Annotated in this window: 16 protein-coding genes; 6 read left to right on the forward strand and 10 right to left on the reverse strand. The window is 37.6% G+C overall.

The window, feature by feature from the left end:
- Positions 1 to 327: 327 nt before the first annotated feature.
- The 5 genes from ACI48O_RS19300 to ACI48O_RS19320 all read right to left on the reverse strand — a co-directional run bounded on the left by ACI48O_RS19300 (position 328) and on the right by ACI48O_RS19320 (position 2858).
- Complete coding sequence (locus ACI48O_RS19300) at positions 328 to 1104, reverse strand: SGNH/GDSL hydrolase family protein (RefSeq protein WP_435563481.1); 777 nt, start codon at positions 1102 to 1104, stop codon at positions 328 to 330.
- 192 nt (positions 1105 to 1296) lie between these two features.
- Positions 1297 to 1683: a rhodanese-like domain-containing protein gene (locus ACI48O_RS19305; RefSeq protein WP_435563482.1), complete on the reverse strand. Its 387-nt coding sequence runs from the start codon at positions 1681 to 1683 to the stop codon at positions 1297 to 1299.
- Positions 1684 to 1819: 136 nt separating this feature from the next.
- Positions 1820 to 2116: a rhodanese-like domain-containing protein gene (locus ACI48O_RS19310; protein WP_435563483.1), complete on the reverse strand. Its 297-nt coding sequence runs from the start codon at positions 2114 to 2116 to the stop codon at positions 1820 to 1822.
- A gap of 42 nt (positions 2117 to 2158) precedes the next feature.
- A complete protein-coding gene (locus ACI48O_RS19315) occupies positions 2159 to 2518 on the reverse strand; it encodes a rhodanese-like domain-containing protein (RefSeq protein WP_435563484.1) in 360 nt (119 codons plus the stop codon).
- Between the two features lie 79 nt (positions 2519 to 2597).
- Complete coding sequence (locus tag ACI48O_RS19320; protein WP_435563485.1) at positions 2598 to 2858, reverse strand: metal-sensitive transcriptional regulator; 261 nt, start codon at positions 2856 to 2858, stop codon at positions 2598 to 2600.
- Between the two features lie 249 nt (positions 2859 to 3107).
- Between ACI48O_RS19320 and ACI48O_RS19325 the strand changes: the two genes are divergently transcribed.
- Positions 3108 to 4769, forward strand: coding sequence for a CoA-disulfide reductase (locus ACI48O_RS19325; RefSeq protein WP_435563486.1), 1662 nt, complete (start codon positions 3108 to 3110; stop codon positions 4767 to 4769).
- 403 nt (positions 4770 to 5172) lie between these two features.
- Positions 5173 to 5628, forward strand: a complete 456-nt coding sequence (locus ACI48O_RS19330) for a hypothetical protein (protein WP_435563487.1) — start codon at positions 5173 to 5175, stop codon at positions 5626 to 5628.
- 81 nt (positions 5629 to 5709) lie between these two features.
- On the opposite strand, the gene tagU is transcribed toward ACI48O_RS19330, so the two are convergent.
- Positions 5710 to 6645 carry a polyisoprenyl-teichoic acid--peptidoglycan teichoic acid transferase TagU gene (gene tagU, locus ACI48O_RS19335; protein ID WP_435563488.1) on the reverse strand — a complete coding sequence of 312 codons (936 nt, stop codon included), beginning with the start codon at positions 6643 to 6645 and terminating at the stop codon, positions 5710 to 5712.
- 249 nt (positions 6646 to 6894) lie between these two features.
- Here tagU and ACI48O_RS19340 point away from each other — a divergent pair, with 249 nt between their 5' ends.
- Complete coding sequence (locus ACI48O_RS19340) at positions 6895 to 7350, forward strand: hypothetical protein (RefSeq protein ID WP_435563489.1); 456 nt, start codon at positions 6895 to 6897, stop codon at positions 7348 to 7350.
- 96 nt (positions 7351 to 7446) lie between these two features.
- Here the strand turns inward: ACI48O_RS19340 and ACI48O_RS19345 are convergent, their stop codons facing one another.
- Positions 7447 to 8079 (reverse strand): SdpI family protein, encoded by a 633-nt coding sequence (locus ACI48O_RS19345; RefSeq protein WP_435563490.1) that lies wholly within the window; start codon positions 8077 to 8079, stop codon positions 7447 to 7449.
- A gap of 2 nt (positions 8080 to 8081) precedes the next feature.
- Entirely contained in the window at positions 8082 to 8363 is a 282-nt protein-coding gene (locus ACI48O_RS19350) for an autorepressor SdpR family transcription factor (protein WP_435563491.1), read from the reverse strand.
- A 201-nt stretch (positions 8364 to 8564) separates the two neighbouring features.
- Here ACI48O_RS19350 and ACI48O_RS19355 point away from each other — a divergent pair, with 201 nt between their 5' ends.
- The 3 genes from ACI48O_RS19355 to ACI48O_RS19365 all read left to right on the forward strand — a co-directional run bounded on the left by ACI48O_RS19355 (position 8565) and on the right by ACI48O_RS19365 (position 14037).
- Positions 8565 to 8963, forward strand: a complete 399-nt coding sequence (locus ACI48O_RS19355; RefSeq protein WP_435563492.1) for a VanZ family protein — start codon at positions 8565 to 8567, stop codon at positions 8961 to 8963.
- A gap of 129 nt (positions 8964 to 9092) precedes the next feature.
- Entirely contained in the window at positions 9093 to 10274 is a 1182-nt protein-coding gene (locus ACI48O_RS19360) for a galactokinase (protein WP_435563493.1), read from the forward strand.
- 271 nt (positions 10275 to 10545) lie between these two features.
- Positions 10546 to 14037: an Ig-like domain repeat protein gene (locus tag ACI48O_RS19365; protein WP_435563494.1), complete on the forward strand. Its 3492-nt coding sequence runs from the start codon at positions 10546 to 10548 to the stop codon at positions 14035 to 14037.
- A gap of 1012 nt (positions 14038 to 15049) precedes the next feature.
- Here ACI48O_RS19365 and wecB read toward each other — a convergent pair.
- Entirely contained in the window at positions 15050 to 16198 is a 1149-nt protein-coding gene (wecB, locus tag ACI48O_RS19370) for a non-hydrolyzing UDP-N-acetylglucosamine 2-epimerase (RefSeq protein WP_435563495.1), read from the reverse strand.
- A gap of 161 nt (positions 16199 to 16359) precedes the next feature.
- Positions 16360 to 18243 carry a peptidoglycan recognition protein family protein gene (locus tag ACI48O_RS19375; RefSeq protein WP_435563496.1) on the reverse strand — a complete coding sequence of 628 codons (1884 nt, stop codon included), beginning with the start codon at positions 18241 to 18243 and terminating at the stop codon, positions 16360 to 16362.
- Positions 18244 to 18477 lie beyond the last annotated feature (234 nt).

Raw genomic sequence — 18477 nt, forward strand, 5'->3', positions numbered from 1 at the left:
ATAACTTTTTGAAAAAGTAATGCCGAATTCTGAAAATGCACTTTTCTCTACAGATTTTGCTATTTTCCGTCTATAAAAATGTAAAACTAGTATCAAAAACCTTTAAATTATTAAAAAACACCCACATGTGAGCGTTCGATTTAATAAATATAAAAACTGTCACAAAATAGACAAAAACAAACAAACATGTATGCCACTCCCGACAATAATTGTAAAATTGCCCAGGAAATTTGTAGAAGGAACCAAATTATTTCCAGGGTTGAAAGTGGTTTTTTGTCAACAAAAAAACGGTTACTCCTCAAAAAATGGAGTAACCGCCATTATGTACTACTTTTTAATTAAATAAGCACTAACATACTCACACCAAACCTTATGTCCTTCTTCGTTAGGTGCGCTTTGGTCAGGTAATAAATAGGATTTAATATCCTCGGTATTCGGGTCAGGCCATAAACTCCAATGATCTAAATAGGTAAGTTGTTTTTCTGTTGCGTAATTTTTCAACTTATTAACTTGAGCAGGATAAATGCTGGCTTGAAAAATAGGGTAGGAGGGTTGTAATATAATTTCAGCCTTAGGTGAAGCTTCCCTAATTGTATCAATTGTTACCGACAAATTAGACAACGTGTCCTCAATACCAACTTCCCCATTGCTTTTTAATATAAAAGGCTCCAATAACACCATGTCAGCCTTCAAAGAAGCAAGTTCAACATGCTTTTCCTCTTCAATAAATTCAGCAGAGGTCAAGTCATATTCCTTGATTTCAACAGTAAGATGATCAGCGCCGAATGCTTCAAGTAATCTACTTTTTGTTTGAGCAGCCCAGCCAGTTTCTCCTCCTAGAGCAGACGATCCGGCGATGACAATTTTGAATGGTTGATTTTGTGTTAGTGTTTGTTTAAACCTTTCAACACTATTTTCTGGCCAATTACCGGCTAAAGGAAGAAGCTCGTCGATAACTTCTTTTTGAGAATCAGCTTTCGTTAAGTCGTCATTATTTTGCTCTGCTGCCTGAAGCACAGTAGTCTTTTCGCTCCAGTAATAATGGCTTGCTCCGATAAAAATAATGCAAACAATAGCGTAAAATATAGTTAAATAGGTCTTCATTATTATCGAACCCCAATCCCAACCAATAATTGATATAGTTTAAAAATACTAGTTCAATTATGACAAATAGAGAAAATATTGGCAATTGGATTTGAGCTGTTTCATAAATAAAATAGAAAAATACGCCAATAAAATTTGCATATCCATTACAAACAAAAAGCGACTGTCGAAAAAACAGTCGCTTTACTACGTTTATTCTATGTCTCCAGCCCAATCATTCATTCCACCCACAACGTTAACAAGGTTGGTGAAACCATACCCCTGCAGCTGTTCTGCCGCCGTAACACTGCGATTTCCACTTCGGCAAATGATTACCACTTCTGAATCCTTTGGAAAATCAGCCGTTTCTTCACTTAATGTACTTAATGGTAGATTGGTCATTCCAGGTATATGCCCTGCAGCAAACTCGTCCGGCTCACGAACATCAATAAAAACCATATCACTTTCCGGACTTTCCATTTTATTTGCGAGTTCATCAGTTGAAATGTTTTGAATTTCAGTGCTGCTGTTCATAAATTGAAAGCCAATAAAACCAACAAATAGGATAATAACGAGTCCAAATACAATTTTTTTCCCCATGTGATTGTTCCTTTCCTGATCGCAATTTTTTTAAAAAAACTAGCCGACAATATCTATTCACCCAAATTTTAATGGTCAACGCGAAATTAAACAATGTCTAAAAAATGGACATTATAGTTGTATCATAAAAGAGGTCTTACTCGATTTCTCCAAACCAGCTCATCATACCTCCGGTCATATTCGTCACGTTATAACCCCAGTATTCTAAAAATCTTGCAGCTTGGCTACTTCTTCCACCAGATAGACAAACAATAATATACTCTTTCGATTTGTCTAATTCATTCATTTTAAATTCAACAAGTCCAAGTGGAATATTCACCGCACCAGGGATTTTCCCCCCAGCTACCTCAGCTGCCTCACGGACATCGATAATATTAAGTGGTGTTCCTTCTTTTAATAGCTCTTCCACTTCTTGTGCTGAAATTTGCTTCATCTTGCTTTTCTCCTCCAACATTTTACGCAATACGTATTTCTTTTAGTTCCAGGCGCTCATACCGCCCTTTACATTAATTACTTTTTTGAATCCAGCTTTCTTAAGCAGCTTGCTTGCCTTATTGCTTCTCATTCCACTTTGACAAATGACCACGATTTCTTTTTCCTTAGAAAGAGCATTTGTTTTCTGTCCTAATTGGTGTAATGGAATATTTTTAAACTGGCGAATATGATTTCCTTTATATTCACCAGGTGTACGCACATCAATGAACTGGATATTGTTATTGGTTAAATAACTTTTCAGTTCAGTCGTTGTAATTTGCTTTACACCTTTAGTCGGAAGCATTCTCAATACTAAAAGCAAGACAAGGCCCCCGAAAATGGCTATATTAATTAAATCCATTCTATCTTCCTCCAAAAATTATACATTTACCCGTACAGGTATACAATTGTGCAAATAAAAAAGGAATAATCCTTTTTTATTAACGACTTTTGACTAGTAAATCGACTGCTTCTTTCACTAGCTCCTCAGAATTTTGCCCTTTAATTTCAGCATCTTTAACGCATCTAATTAAATTTGAACTAACGACAACTCCAATTGTACGGTCAATCGCCGTTCTGGCGGCCGAAAGCTGAGTGATAACATCTTTACAATCTTTATCTTCTTCCATCATTCGCAGGATTCCACGTAATTGACCTTCAATCCGCTTTACACGGTTTTTAATTTTATCATTATAATCCATCTTATTCCCTCCTATCTTTGAAAAACTAAACCATTTCCAAAATAGAACTAGATTTATAATATACCCTAAAGGGTATAATGTCAACCTGATATCTACGTTTACAATATTATAACAAAAAATTGATTATTATTAGGATAACCAAAATATAAACTTTGATATAACCTTGAAAATAGGGATAATTTCGAGAGCTAAATTCCTTCTTGATAGGGGGAGGGGTATGAGATATGATGTGGTTGGAGGTGGATAAAAATGGGTAAAAAAATAGTCATTGTTGGTGGTGTTGCAGGTGGTGCAACCGCTGCAGCAAGGTTACGAAGAATCGATGAAGAAGCTGAAATTGTCTTATTTGAGCGGGGGGAATACATTTCCTTTGCCAACTGCGGCCTTCCATATTACATAGGGGAAGTGATCGAGCAGCGTGAAATGCTCCTTGTACAAACAGTAGAAGGAATGAGCCGAAGATTTAATTTGGACATTCGTAATTTAAGTGAAGTAGTAAAAATCAATCGTGACGAAAAAACTGTTTCTGTAAAACATGTTGTAACAGGCGACACTTATGAAGAAAAGTATGATGCTTTACTTTTATCACCAGGGGCTAAACCGCTCGTGCCAAACTTCCAAGGATTAAATGAAGCGAATAACGTTTTTACGTTAAGAAATATACCAGATACAGATAATATTAAAGACTTTGTAGATAACAAGAAGCCGAGCCACGCAGTCGTAGTAGGTGGTGGATTTATCGGACTTGAAATGGCTGAAAACTTGGTTGAACGCGGAGTAAAAGTAACGATTGTTGAAATGGCCAATCAAGTCATGGCGCCAATCGATTTCGAAATGGCGGCCATTGTTGAACAGCATCTTAAGGATAAAGGTGTTGAGCTTATTTTAGAGGATGGCGTTAAATCAATCGAAGATGCCGGTAAAGCCCTCTTTTTATCAAGCGGTAAACGGATTGCAACGGACATGATCCTATTATCGATAGGAGTTAGACCAGAAAATCAATTAGCTGTTGATGCAGGCTTGGATGTCGGCGAACGCGGTGGCATTAAAGTAAATGAGTACATGCAAACAAGTGATGAAAGCATCTACGCCATTGGTGATGCCATTGAAGTTACGGACTATATCAATGAAAATCCGGCGATGATTCCGTTAGCTGGACCGGCTAATCGTCAAGGGCGGATCGTCGCGAACAATATTATTAAAGGAAATAAAGAGAAATATCCGGGCACACTCGGAACTTCGATTGCCAAAATCTTTGATCTTGCTGTTGCGGCAACAGGAAACAATGAAAAAACATTAAAGCGTCTTGGAATCGACTATGAAGTCGTTCATATTCACCCGGCAAGTCACGCTGGCTATTATCCTGGTGGCAGCCAAATTGCCTTAAAGCTCATATTTGACCGCGAGACTGGAAAAATTTACGGGGCTCAAGCTGTCGGTGCTAACGGAGCTGACAAGCGCATCGATGTCATTGCGACTGCCATCAAAGGCGGTTTAACCGTTCATGATTTAACCGAACTGGAATTAGCCTACGCTCCACCGTTCTCATCAGCAAAAGATCCGGTCAACTATGCAGGCTATGTTGCCTCAAATATTATTGACGAAGGCATCGAAACCGTTCAATGGCATGAGATCGATGAAATCATTGCAGGAGGCGGCCTGTTAATCGATGTTCGGGAACCGGTGGAGCGAGAAAACGGCTTTATTAGCGGTTCCGATTGTATCCCGTTAGATCAACTTCGCCAAAACATAAACGAGCTTCCTAAAGACCAAACGATTTATGTGTCTTGTCAGGTAGGGTTAAGAGGATACTTAGCGGCGAGAATTCTATTAGCTCACGGTTTTAAGGTTAAAAATCTCGATGGCGGTTGGAAAACTTATTGTCCTGTAAAGAGCAAAAGTGAAGGTTAAATAGTTGGAATTTTGAGTAGGCCCGGTCGGTGAACCGGGTCTATTTTTGTCGAATGGCAAGTAAATCTTTGATTTTGGCAAGTAAATCTAAAAAACGGCAAGTAAATTATAGATTTTGGCAAGTAAATCTGAAAAACGGCAAGTAAATCGTGATTTTTGGCAAGTAAATTTAAAAAACGGAGTAAATCGCGATTTGGCGATTAAATCACAAAAACGGCGAATAAATCAAAATTTCGGCGATTAAATCACAAAAACGGCGATTAAATCACAAAAACGGCGAATAAATCACAAAAGCGGCGATTAAATCAAATCCCACCCGATAAAAACTTCAAAAATCCACCCACTAAACAAACCCCACATAAATCCTACAATCCAAAATATACATAGTACAAGGTGATGCACTGTGAGAAGACGGAAAAATCCACTTATCCCTATTGCGATTGCCATCGCAGTCATTGGAATTGCCGTTGCGAGTTTAGTGGGATCGGTAAAAAGCAAACCAGAAAAGCTGGTTGAGCAATTTTTCGAGCTTGAGCAGGAAGGGGATTTTGGCAGTTCATGGGAACTCTTTCATTCGCAAATGAAAGAACGGTTTAATAAGGATCAATATATTCAAAGCCGGGCCCACGTATTTATGCAGGATATGAGCGCCAAAACCTTTACATTTGAGCTTGGCGGCACAGAAAAGCTTGATAAATGGAAGGTAGCAGACGGAGCGCCGAGTTTAAAAAATGTCCATGAAGTTACGGTGTTCCAAACCTTTCACAGCCGGTTCGGAAAATTTACGATTGAGCATCCGTGCTATGTTGTTCAAGAGAAAGGGGAGTGGAGGCTGCTCTGGGATTATAAGCAGGAGTGAGATGACAATAATAGCGACACATTACACACAAAAAAGCCACTGGTGCATCCATCACCAGTGGCTTTCACTATTTTACTATTTTTACTCTGCCTTTTTATTCAACTCTAAATGTGTCTTCATAATCTCTTGCACACGCTGTTTCTCCTCATCTGACACAACTAAATAATAAATCTTATTAATCATTGTCCCAGTTCCTGAGATCGTAACATGTTCAATATTTTTGCTGGCATTTTTATAATTTTGTTGAATATCAACCATTTCGCTGAAGGTAATATTTGTTTTGACATTATTTCCTAAAGCCTCAAATATGGACCCATAGTTCGTGATAGAATTTAAACTGGCACCCTTACGAATAACCCCTTGAATGATTAGGCGTTGCCGCTGCTGCCGTCCGAAATCTCCGTTAGGATCCTCTTTCCGCATTTGTGAATACAAGAGAGCATCCTGCCCATCTAAGCTGATCTCACCGATAGGAAAATCAACTCCGCCATAAGAAAAATCAAGATTATTATTAACTGTAACTCCTCCAACTGCGTCAACAATTTCCTGAAAGCCTTCCATATTAATTGTCATATAATAATCAATCGGGATATCAAGGAAATTTTCTACAGTGTCCATCGACATCTCTGGTCCGCCAAATGCATAAGCGTGATTGATTTTATCTTCCTTACCTCGTCCAATAATTTCTGTACGAGTATCACGTGGAATACTTAACATTTTAACTGAATTTTGATTAGGATTAACAGTAAGAACAATCATCGTATCGGAACGACCTTTGTCTCCTGCTCGCTCATCCACCCCTAGCATTAAAATCGAGAATGGAACTTGCTTCTTCAAAGAAACCTCTTCTGTGCGTTTGTCTGTTTTACGATCAAGTGGGTCATGAATATCCTCTAATGCACTAGATAATGATCTATAGAACATAAACCCATAGATACAAAGTCCAAGAAATAGTACTGATGCAATAATAGCTGTTATCCTGAGCCATTTTGGCTTGCGTTTTTTATTTACTGCCATTTATGAGAAACCTCCAAAAGTATTTACAATTTTAATTATAGTTCTAACAATACCAAAAAATTCCTAAAGTGAAAACTAAAAGAAGGCTTCTATCGTGAATTTTTCTAATACAAAATGTGATTAATAGATTTATCTATATTAAACCTTCATTCATACTAAAAATGGAAAACTATGCTACTATAAATGGGACAAAAATGACACGAAACTATGTATATAAAATATAGTAGGAAGGAAGAGGAGAGAGTAGCTATGAAGGGAGCAAAATGGTCCAAGGAAGCTATTGGTAAAATTGACCAAGTAGAGCAAAGAATCGACAGGAATACGATAAGAAAATTAAAACTCGACCTATTAAAAAAAGTGATATTGAGAGTGGAAGAGTTTTCAGTTCAATCATGTACCCAATGCGAGGAAAATAAAGAAAATCTCAACAAACTCATAACAATCGTGGTGAATATTGCAAACGGAAAACCCCAGAATATCAAGGAATACAACACGATTCTAATGGGAATCATCAAGCATTTAAAAAAAGCCCATGGCTTGGTCGAACGGGGCCAGTACATGAATCAATGGATCGTTTTAGGATTGATATTTGGTGTCGCTTTTATATATTTTAGTATTTATGCTGTATCATTCGGGTTAATGTTAGGGATTGGGATTGGTGCCATGTTGGATGAAGATGCGAAAAAGAAAGGCAAGCTCATATAAAGCTTAGCAATAAGAAGCAACTACCCAGCAAGATTCTGTCCGTGTCTAAGCAAAAAAACAGGGAAGAGCCTCGCTATGCTCTTCCCGTAAAACATTCTATGAAAGCTTCTTAAACAACCAGTAAGAATAAATGTAGGGTGCAATAATGATTACTGCAATCACCCCGATAATCACCGCTTCTTTAAAAGCTCCGCTTAAAAAGGTAGCAAGTATTAAAATAACCCCGCCGCCAAAAAATATCTTTCCTCCCAAACGATGCGTTTTTCTCCAAACCTCGTCATTACTGAGTGTCCACGGAGTTCGGATCCCCAGGAAGAAATTCGATCTTACCCGTTGCATCACATTCCCGAGCACAATGAAAATGGCGCCAGCGATTATTGTTCCTAAGGAAGACATAGGAATGTCATAGCCTAAGCCTATTAAAATAACGATGATGTTTAACCCAAAGAATAAAGTCAGCAATGAGTTAAAGATCATTTGATAGCTGCTTGAAAAATATTTATAATTGGCTCTTCGCGGATCGATTTTAGGTAAAAAAGCCACTGAAATATACAAAAGGGTCATTATTCCCACTTGTGTTAACATCGCATTAAACTTGGAAGAATATCCATTTGCTTCTCCATTAAAACCCCAATGTGTTGGTAACTCAGCTGGGAGCTTTGGATAAGCGATCGACCAAACTATAACGGTTAGGATGATCATTGCAATCGGAAAGACATGCTTCTTCATTATCAATTCCCCCTCTCTTCCTGTTGCCCAGTTCGTGTGAATTTCAAAGCCCAATTCATTAAGTCCTGAAAAACAGTCGTGTTTAAAGAATAAATGATGTATTGTCCTTTTTTCTCATCCTGAATTAATTCAGCGTGCTTTAAAATCTTTAAATGCTGAGAAATACTTGGTTTTGATATATGGAAGTGATCAGCGATTTCTCCTGCGGTTAAATCACGTTCCTTAAGTAAGTCAAGAATTTGCCTTCTTGTCGGGTCGGATAGGGCCTTAAAAGCAAGATTCAATAGGACCATCTTCTTTCAATTTAATTAGTTAATTAGTTATTTAACTAAATACTAAACCATAAGCAACATAAATTCAATAGTCATTTTAAGCTTGTGGTTTAAATAAAATGTAAACCTGTATATCCTTTTTTAACCTCGACTATAATGTCTCAATATAGAGGATTAGGGAGTTGGTTTATGTTGTTTAGGTGTACTCTTTCTATGTTATGGGGAGTTACCATTTTATTATTAACCTGTGTTTCAGATTTCTTTGGTCTGCTTCAGATGGAAACAATCCAAATTCGCTGGACGTGGCACCCAGAATTTTCTCAGCTTCTACAAATTCCTAAAACACTGGAGCAGAGTTATCTGCTCCAAAAATGTGGTCATATCTTAGCATTTCTTATTTTAACGATTGTGGTTCCAAAAGTTACGAGAAAAACCGGAGTGTATTTAATCATTTTTGCCTTTTTAACAGAATTGCTTCAGCTTTATTTTGGTCGGAGTGGAAGGTTCTTAGATGTTGGCTATGATACGATGGGGATTCTCCTTGGATTGTTCATCTCGCAAAGGGCAATACCATTCCTTCTATCCAAAAACAGGAGGATAATAGAAGTGTAACGATAGAAAAAGTTAATTGTTTCCACAATTCAAGAATAATTCATTGACGAGGTGGCAAACTTTGAATACGCTTATAGTTGGAAAGGGATTTCTCAGTAATATCAATCTCTTTAATGAGGAGTGGTTTACGTGGATTATCGCGCCCTTGCATCTGACTTTCAAGCTTCTTTTTCCCAAGGAGCAGACCGTTATTTCTTTTCTCCAGGCCGAGTAAACATCATTGGAGAGCATATGGATTACAATGGTGGCCATGTTTTCCCTTGTGCGATCACATACGGAATATATGGTGCTGTTAGTAAACGAAATGATCGATTGATACGATTATATTCAACAAATTACTCAGAGCAAGGCATCATCGAATTCACTCTTGATGATCTAGATTATAACCATGTCCATGGTTGGGCTAATTATCCTAAAGGAATGCTTTATTTTTTAAAAGAAAACGGTTATAACATACCACATGGTTTCGACTTACTCATTAAAGGAAATATCCCAAATGGTGCTGGTTTATCTTCATCAGCGTCTCTTCTTATGCTAATTGGAGAGATTATTCATAAACTGTTTGATCTTAACGTTTCAAGGCTTGATCTTGTAAAAATGGGGAGAGCGGTTGAAAATGAATTTATTGGGGTCAGCAACGGGATTATCGACCATTTTATTATCGCTTTCGGAAAAATGAATCATGGAATACTTCTAAATTGCCATACCTTCAACTACGATTACGTACCTCTAAATCTTCAACATTATAAAATCGTCATTATGAATTCAAATAAACACCATGAATGGACAGAATCGAAGTATAATGAACGCCGTGACGAATGTGAGCACGCCCTTCGTCATTTGCAGGGAGCCATAAATATACTTTCTCTAGCCGATTTAAATATGGTTCAATTTGAAAACTTCAAGCATTTAATTCCAACAAAAACGCTCGAAAAACGAGCCAAACATGTAGTAACAGAAAATGAGCGGGCTTTAAACGCCGTCAAAGAGCTCAAGCGTGGAAACCTGCCTGCTTTAGGGAAATTGATGAATGAATCCCATCTTTCACTTCGAAATGATTATGAAGTCACGGGTATTGAATTGGATACCTTAGTTGAGGCCGCCTGGCAGCAACCGGGAGTTCTTGGAGCAAGAATGAATGGAACTGGATTAGGAGGCTGTGCAATCGCTATTGTTGATGAAGATGAGATTGATCAGTTTATTGAGCGGGTTGGGGAGATCTTTCGTAAAAAAATCGGCTACGAGGCAACGTTCTATGTGACAGCAGTTGGGGATGGGGTAAAGGAATTGAATGTTGGGTCAGTTCACTAAATTTTTTCAATCTGATTTATCAATGATAATAACCATAATTTACAATAAATATAATCTATATTGAATAATTTGCTGCCAATTAATCAACTCGGCAGCATTTTTCTTTTAATTTAATTAACATGAGATAAAAGGGAGTCTACTAGTAACGTTATTTGCTATTATAACTGATAAAATTCCCGCATAATGTAATTTACTAGTTTTTGTAAAAAAAGTCGGTAATTAATGTATAATGAAGAGAAATATCAAAAAGTGTAAAAGGAGAGATTTATTTTTGGTTAGATTGATAGTTTTTAGTACATTTATTTTATTATTTTTTGTACCAACAACTTCCTTTGCATCTACTAATACGGATAGTGCCAGTTCTAATTCAGAAGAGCTAATCAATGCATCATCTAGTACAAATAGTACTGAGTTAGGTATTGAAGCACCTACTATCGAGAATACTGTAACCGTTACGAATGTAACTCAAGATTTGGAACCACCGGTTGTTCAAAACATCGAAGTGAGTCCGGTTGAGGCAACAATAGGAGAAGCAATTACTGTCAAGGCAAATGTCACAGATGACTTGTCTGAAATGGACTTTGTATATGCATCAATCCATAATGATGCGGCAGGAGAGGGCTTTGGAATTGTATTAAATTATAATGAAGCAGAAGGAAAATGGGTAGGAACGTATGTTGTAGAATCTATTACTCTAACAGGAGAATATACAGTAAAGATATATGCGGTAGATAAGGCAGGTAACAATATCTGGCAACCTGCAGGGCAAACCGTAACTGTATATAAATTAGATGATGATTGGGAAGCACCGGTAATTGAAAACATTGAAGTTAGTTCAAATGCAGTAACTTCGGGCGATCAAATATCAATTATAGCTAATATAACGGATTTTCAATCAGGTATAAGTGTTGTGTGGGCCAGTCTCTACTCACCTAATGGAGATCAATACCCAGTAGAGTTAACCTATGATGAAACAACAGGAAAATGGGTTGGAACCTATCTGTTTGGACCAACTTCAATGTCCGGAGACTGGAAGGTTGAGGTATTTGCAAGAGATCAAGCAGGAAATGATCAAACTCAATATGCCGACCAGTCCATTTCAGTAGCCAACCCTGATGGCGATTGGGAAGCGCCAGTTATTGAATCAATTGATGTGAGTCCAGGTACTGTAATGGCGGGTCAAGAACTAACAATCTCGGCATCTATTACCGATAACAAATCATTATCTTATGTTTTTGCAAATATAAGAAGTGATGACGGGGGTGAATATCTTCAATTAATCTATGATGTAACATCAGGAAAATGGGTAGGACGGTATCTTGTTAGGTCAAATACTAGTCCTAGTACATTGCAAATTGAAGTAAACGCAAGAGATGCAGCTGGAAACTTAGTTTCGCAATATGCTGACCAGTTGGTTACCGTTGAAAACCAAAATGGCGATTGGGAAGCACCGGTAATTGAAAATATTGAAGTGAGCCCATCCGAAGCTTCTGTAGGAGAAGAAATAACCATTAAGGCTGATGTCACAGATAATTCTTCTGGAATGCTATTCGTTAGTGCAGTACTTTATTTGGCTGAAGAATATGAAATGTCATTTGAATTAACTTACGATGAAACAGAAGGAAAATGGGTCGGCAAATATGTTGTTCCACAAAATGCTGCTCCGGGAGAATGGAATGTTGGTGTATTGGCAGGAGATGAAGCCGGAAACTTTTCAATCCAAAACACGGATATATTGGTTACCATCAATAACCCGAATGGCGATTGGGAAAAACCGTTAATAGAAAACGTTGAAGTAACTCCAAACCAAGCAACAGTTGGACAAGATATAACCATTAAGGCAATTGTTACAGATAATAGAGGTTTAAACAATGTCATTGCGACTTTATATTTCTTGGATAGTTATGGGTATGATGAAATTGCATTAACGTATAATCCTACAGAGGGAAAATGGGTAGGAAGCTATCTTATTAACTCTTATGCTGTACCAGGAAAATGGGAAATCGAGATATTCGCAGCAGATTATGCTGGCAACTATGAATGGGCATATGCTGATCAGTTAATTGATGTTGTAAATCAGAATGGTGATATGGAAGTGCCAGTTATTGAATCATTGACCGTTAGCCCGGGTACGGTGGCTAGAGGAGACGAGATCACCATCCAGGCCAATGTTACAGATAACTTTTCTGGTATAAAAAGTGTTGAAGTATATATTATGAAACCAAATGGCTGGGATACTGTAGAACTAACCTATGATGAAAATCAAGGCTTATGGGTTGGAACATATCTAGTTAACCAAGATGCAGCATTTGGTGAGTGGGATTTTGATTTTTATACACGAGACTATGCAGGTAATATAACGAATAAATTTTTTGAAAAAATAATAACGATTGTTGACGCAGAAGTTGTCATCGAATCTCCAAAATATGGCGATGCGCAATGGTACTATAGCGTAGGTAACTTCTACAATGCAGTATACTTTGCAGGCCTTGCTTTAGCTGAGGGAGATAAACGCCCAGAAGTTCAAGACCTAATGAACGTGGCATCAGCCGGATTGTTAAAAGTAGCAGGATCCATGAGTGCTTTAGATGCTAAAAATTCATATGAGCTATTAGTGAATACAGCAGGAGTACCGGTGGCAGTTAAAGCAGAAGCAGAAAACAGATTAACTCAAGAGCCAGAGGTTATTTCAGCAAGATATAGCGATGCGCAATGGTATTACAGTGTAGGTAACTTATACAACGCCGTATACTTTGTGGGATTAGCAATAGCTGAGGGAGATAAGCGTCAAGAAGTTCTAGACCTAATGAACGTCGCATCAGCCGGTTTATTAAAAACAGCTGAATCGATGAGTGCTTTAGATGCTAAGAATTCATATGAACTATTAGTCAATACAGCAGGAGTACCGGCAGCTGTTAAAGCAGAAGCAGAAAACAGATTAACTCAAGAGCCCGAGATTATTTCAGCAAGATATAGCGATGCGCAATGGTATTACAGTGTAGGTAACTTATACAACGCCGTATATTTTGTGGGATTAGCAATTGCTGAAGGAGATAAGCGCCAAGAAGTTCAAGACCTAATGAACGTCGTATCAGCTAGCTTATTAAAAACAGCTGAATCCATGAGTGCTTTAGATGCTAAGAATTCATATGAACTATTAGTGAATACAGCAGGAGTACCGGCAGCCGTTAAAGCAGAAGCAGAAAACAGATTAACTCAAGAGCCTGAGATTATTTCAACTAGATATAGCGATGCACAATGGTATTACAGTGTAGGTAACTTATACAACGCCGTATACTTTGTGGGATTAGCAATAGCTGAAGGAGATAAGCGTCAAGAAGTTCTAGACCTAATGAACGTCGCATCAGTCAGCTTATTAAAAGCAGCTGAATCCATGAGTGCTTTAGATGCTAAGAATTCATATGAACTATTAGTGAATACAGTAGGAGTACCGGCAACCGTTAAAACGGAAGCAGAAAGCAAATTAACTCCAGTAGTTATTTCAGCCAGGTATGGGGATGCTATATGGTACTACAGTGTAGGCAATTTATACAATGCGGTATACTATGCAGGATTAGCAATAGCTGAAGGAGATAAGCGTCAAGAAGTTCAAGACTTTATGAACGCAGTATCGGCACAGTTGTATGAAGCAGCAGCAACCTTGAACGAAGAGGGTGCAACATATGCATACCAGTTGTTAGCAAATACAACTGGAGTACCTGAAAATATAAAATTAGCTGCAGAAGAGTGGTTAGTGAACTAATTAAGGTACGGTTATTAAAGAGGTTTAATCGGAAGTTTTGTGTACAAATAGGCATAACTAGCAGAAACTAGCTAGTTGTGCCTTGATTTAAAAAAGAAGAGATTCCTTTAAATGTAGTAGAGATTTTGATGATGGAGTCCAACAATTCTACTAATGTTTTTATGTAAAAATTTGAACTTGCGTTTTTCTAGATTACTAATATAAAAAGACGACTCACATTCTGTTTACTGAATGCAGATTCGTCTTTTTTTGTTGGGATATCTCAAGATTGCTTTGTTTATTACCTAGAATCTTTAATATTCTTTTCAATTTCACAGTGAATTTAGCCATTATACCTAGTAATTCTTGACAATAGGACCCCAGGATTTAACTGTCCCTCACCTTCGGGTACTGTAAGAAACAACTTTCTAGTTCAACTACCTCAATAGCTTTTGACAATAATCTATTTCATCCTTTTCAATTGTAATCTCAACAGTTTTATTGATTAACATTTCTTATAGGACCAAATTCCAGAACTGAGTTAAAGAGATCGGTTCGATTATTTCCTCTTCCGGTGCAATATTAAGAAAATATTAAATGACATGTCATATATCGTACGCTCCATCACTTTCACATTAAATAGCTCATAAATTGACTTTAACTATAGGAATTTGAAAATACAAATCGGACCAATGGCTTTACGAGAATTTCATAGATCGTCATATATGGTCTAAATATCATTCATTGATGGTTGGAGTGGGAGGGTTTATTAAGACTTTTGTCCAATGTGTAAATCCCAAAAAAGGTATTAATAAAACAAGATGATAACAATATTGAGGAGTTAGAATTTATGGAGATGGGAAATTTTAATATGTATAAAGTGTACAAAAGCACGAGTTCTTAATAATAAAAGTTAGGTTTTTAAAAAGAAATTATAAATTTACTCAATTATTTAAGTACAAGACTCATTTTAAAAAACCTGTGTGGATAATATCCTACACAGGTTTTCCCATAATCTATTGACATAAAACTTTTATTTTTCTCCAAAATCCGTCGGGCGATCCTTTTTCAGTTCAAAATGATAGAGAATGGAATCAACGATTCGCTTTGAGGCAGTTCCATCCCCATATGGGTTTGATGCTTTTGCCATTTTATCATGGGCTACCTTATCGGATAGAAGTTCATTGGCAAGATTAAAAATCGTTTCCTCATCGGTTCCGGCAAGCTTAAGTGTTCCAGCTGCAACTCCCTCAGGGCGCTCGGTTGTATCCCTTAAAACTAATACAGGCACTCCTAATGATGGTGCTTCCTCTTGGACACCCCCGGAATCCGTTAAAATCAAATAAGCTCTTGAAGCAAAGTTATGGAAATCAATAACATCGAGAGGTTCAATTAAGTGGATACGGTCATTTTCACCAAGAATTCGATTCGCGATTTCTCTTACTACAGGGTTCATATGTACTGGATAAATAACCTGAATATCATCATGTTTTTCTGTTAACCTTCTGATTGCCGTAAACATATTTTCCATCGGCTTTCCAGTATTTTCACGACGATGAGCCGTCATTAAGACGAGTCGATCATTTCCGATCTTATTCAAGACTGGATGAGAATACTGTGGCTTTACCGTTGTTTGCAAAGCATCAATCGCGGTATTACCGGTTACAAAGATGAATTCATCCGGCTTATTTTCAGATAAAAGGTTCTTCTTTGATTGATTAGTTGGGGCAAAGTGAAGGTCTGCCAATACCCCCGTTAATTGGCGATTCATTTCTTCAGGATATGGAGAATATTTATTTCTTGTCCGTAATCCTGCTTCAACATGGCCAATCATCGTTGAGTTATAAAAGGCAGCTAAACTTGCTACAAAAGTTGTGGAAGTATCTCCATGAACTAACACAATGTCAGGTTTTACTTCCTGAATGACTTTGTTAAGTCCTTCAAGACAACGAGTGGTTACATCGACTAGGGTTTGTCTGTCCTTCATAATGTTTAAATCATAGTTCGGAACAATCTCAAAAATATTTAAGACCTGATCTAGCATTTCACGGTGCTGAGCCGTAACGGTTACAATTGATTCAATTTGTTCATCGTGTTTTTCTAATTCTTTAACAAGAGGCGCCATTTTAATGGCTTCGGGTCTTGTGCCAAATACAGTCATAACCTTAATTTTGTTATTCATGATTACCTCCAAAACTTTTCAATGAAATTTTTATAGTCTTTAATTAATCTGTGTAATCAACAACTTTGATAATATCAGATTTACATTAAAAACAAAAATGTTTTAAGAAATCAAATTAAATAAGAAAAGATGAGCTAAAATACGCAGCCCATCTTTTTTTATTACTGTTGTTGAGTTGTAACCCACCAACCGCGAGTATCGCGAACCCATTGTGCATTTTTCTCAGCAAGATCAAGGCCTGCAAAGGCACCGGTTCGAATTCGGTAATATCTTTCGAATCCTCCGGATGCTTCGTATGCTGCCCACCATCCTCTTTTAGTGAATTGTTCTAAGGCTTGTTTCGCTGTATCGTCTCCAAGAAAATCTCCTGTTCTAATACGATAGTTGTATATTGGTTCACCGAACTGCTGAGAAGTTGCCCACCAACCCCTAGTTATAACACGCTCAAGTGCGATTTTTGCGGCTTCATCTCCTGCAAACCCACCCGTTACAATTCGGTAAACGCCTGGACTTGTTGGTTCGTAGTAAGCCCACCAGTTAGTGTCACGTTGTAAACCCTCGAGTGCACTCTTAATGTTTTCTTCACCAACAAATTCACCTGTAACAATGCGATACATGGAAAATGCAGGTGTTGTCTTTTCATAAGTCATCCACCATCCGGTCTCGGACTTTACAGCCTCAATTGCTGCTGCAACATTATTTTCACCGGTAAACTCTCCTGTTCGAATCCGGTAATATGGAACTGTACCTTCAACAGGCTCATATGTTGCCCACCATCCAGTTTCAGCGCGAAGAGCATCGAGTTTCTCCTTTACTTTCCATTCACCGAGGAATGCACCAGTTAAAATAGCATAATATCTATTTTGAGGATCAAGTGCACCATATTCCTGCTTAACCAAGGAAATAAATTGTGACCAACCATTATTTAAGATAATACGGGGACAGTATTTCCCGGACCAGTCGCGATGTGGCTTTATATTTTCGATAGGAATATTAGTTTGATCCATTAAATAGGCAATCAGCTTTCTAGCATTTTCCTCTGCTTTTTGGTAGTTGCCGTCAACATTTTCGGTTATTTCAATCCCAATAGAAGTACGGTTTCCTGGTCCTTCATCATCACCTGCGTGGAAGCCTGATTCATTTAAAGGGAGATGCTGAATAATTTGAGTGTCATCAACGGTGAAATGCCAGGATACCCATGACTCTGGATTTGTTTGGGCCTGGTTTATAAGGTACTTGGCATGCATTTCTGCGTTTGCCCCTACAGCAGTATTTGCTGTGTTATGAACCGTGATATAGTCCGGTTTTAAGGTTGTTTCTGGTCGTACACTTTTATTTCCTGTCGGGATAAACATTTTTTTAAACGGAACTCCGTTGATGGTTGTTGTATCAAAAGTGCTAATAGTGTCTTCATAGTGTGCCTTTAGGGTTGTTATCCAAACCTGTTGAGAATTATAATCCACCAAATACCAGTTGCCAGCTTGCTTTACAACATTTACTGTTGATGGAGCAATGGTCTCTTCCGTTTTAAAATTGGTAAAAGGCTCACTATAGATATTAACTGTTTCCTCAAGAGTAAGCTTGGCATTCTTCGGATACAAATCCCTTAATTCAACCACATTTTCATCGTTATACACCCATCTTGGTCCCAAGTATGAGTCAATTAAGAACCATTGTCCCTTTCTTTGTTTGGAATGAACTACTTGAGGGCCAAGTCCCCCATCTATCTTTCCATTGGGATAGGAATACAGATAAATGCTGTTATTATTGTAAAGGATGTATTCTCCGCTTTTCTCAAAATTGGCATAAACCAACGTTGAAAATTTTCCAGGTGCTGGAGAGAAAATTTCGCTCTTACCATTTTCAACAGAAATGATGCTAAAATCTGTTGTCTCGGTTTGCACTATAGTGTCTGCTTGGTCCGTGCTGTTAGCTGAGGTGCTTTGAATATTTGTCAGAGTTAATCCAAATAATAGCATTACAACAACCAGGGCTTCTATTAATTTTTTCATAGTATTGTGTACAGTCCAGGACTGTTTTGTCACTCCTCCTCATCCTATAAATAAATTATTTTACTAAACTATTGATTATGAAACTAACCAATATTCTTTAATTATACCCAAAGAGGAAATTATTACAATTCCTTCTATGAAATTACAATAAGTGGTTTCATTCAATTTTATCAAAGTCCTTAATTCTCTAGTAAACTACTTAGTCTCTTTGTTTGCGTGGGAAATACAAGGGGAAAATCCCTCTAATACTAAGTTGACTTATAATAT

The sequence above is a fragment of the Neobacillus terrisolis genome (assembly GCF_051233475.1).
GTDB lineage: Bacteria > Bacillota > Bacilli > Bacillales > Cytobacillaceae > Bacillus_BU.

Bases quoted from the DNA above. Each gene is read 5' to 3' on its own strand.
- ACI48O_RS19300 (WP_435563481.1), bottom strand. From the start codon at position 1,104: ATGAAGACCTATTTAACTATATTTTACGCTATTGTTTGCATTATTTTT.
- ACI48O_RS19305 (WP_435563482.1), bottom strand. From the start codon at position 1,683: ATGGGGAAAAAAATTGTATTTGGACTCGTTATTATCCTATTTGTTGGT.
- ACI48O_RS19310 (WP_435563483.1), bottom strand. From the start codon at position 2,116: ATGAAGCAAATTTCAGCACAAGAAGTGGAAGAGCTATTAAAAGAAGGA.
- ACI48O_RS19315 (WP_435563484.1), bottom strand. From the start codon at position 2,518: ATGGATTTAATTAATATAGCCATTTTCGGGGGCCTTGTCTTGCTTTTA.
- ACI48O_RS19320 (WP_435563485.1), bottom strand. From the start codon at position 2,858: ATGGATTATAATGATAAAATTAAAAACCGTGTAAAGCGGATTGAAGGT.
- ACI48O_RS19325 (WP_435563486.1), top strand. From the start codon at position 3,108: ATGGGTAAAAAAATAGTCATTGTTGGTGGTGTTGCAGGTGGTGCAACC.
- tagU (WP_435563488.1), bottom strand. From the start codon at position 6,645: ATGGCAGTAAATAAAAAACGCAAGCCAAAATGGCTCAGGATAACAGCT.
- ACI48O_RS19340 (WP_435563489.1), top strand. From the start codon at position 6,895: ATGAAGGGAGCAAAATGGTCCAAGGAAGCTATTGGTAAAATTGACCAA.
- ACI48O_RS19345 (WP_435563490.1), bottom strand. From the start codon at position 8,079: ATGAAGAAGCATGTCTTTCCGATTGCAATGATCATCCTAACCGTTATA.
- ACI48O_RS19355 (WP_435563492.1), top strand. From the start codon at position 8,565: ATGTTATGGGGAGTTACCATTTTATTATTAACCTGTGTTTCAGATTTC.
- wecB (WP_435563495.1), bottom strand. From the start codon at position 16,198: ATGAATAACAAAATTAAGGTTATGACTGTATTTGGCACAAGACCCGAA.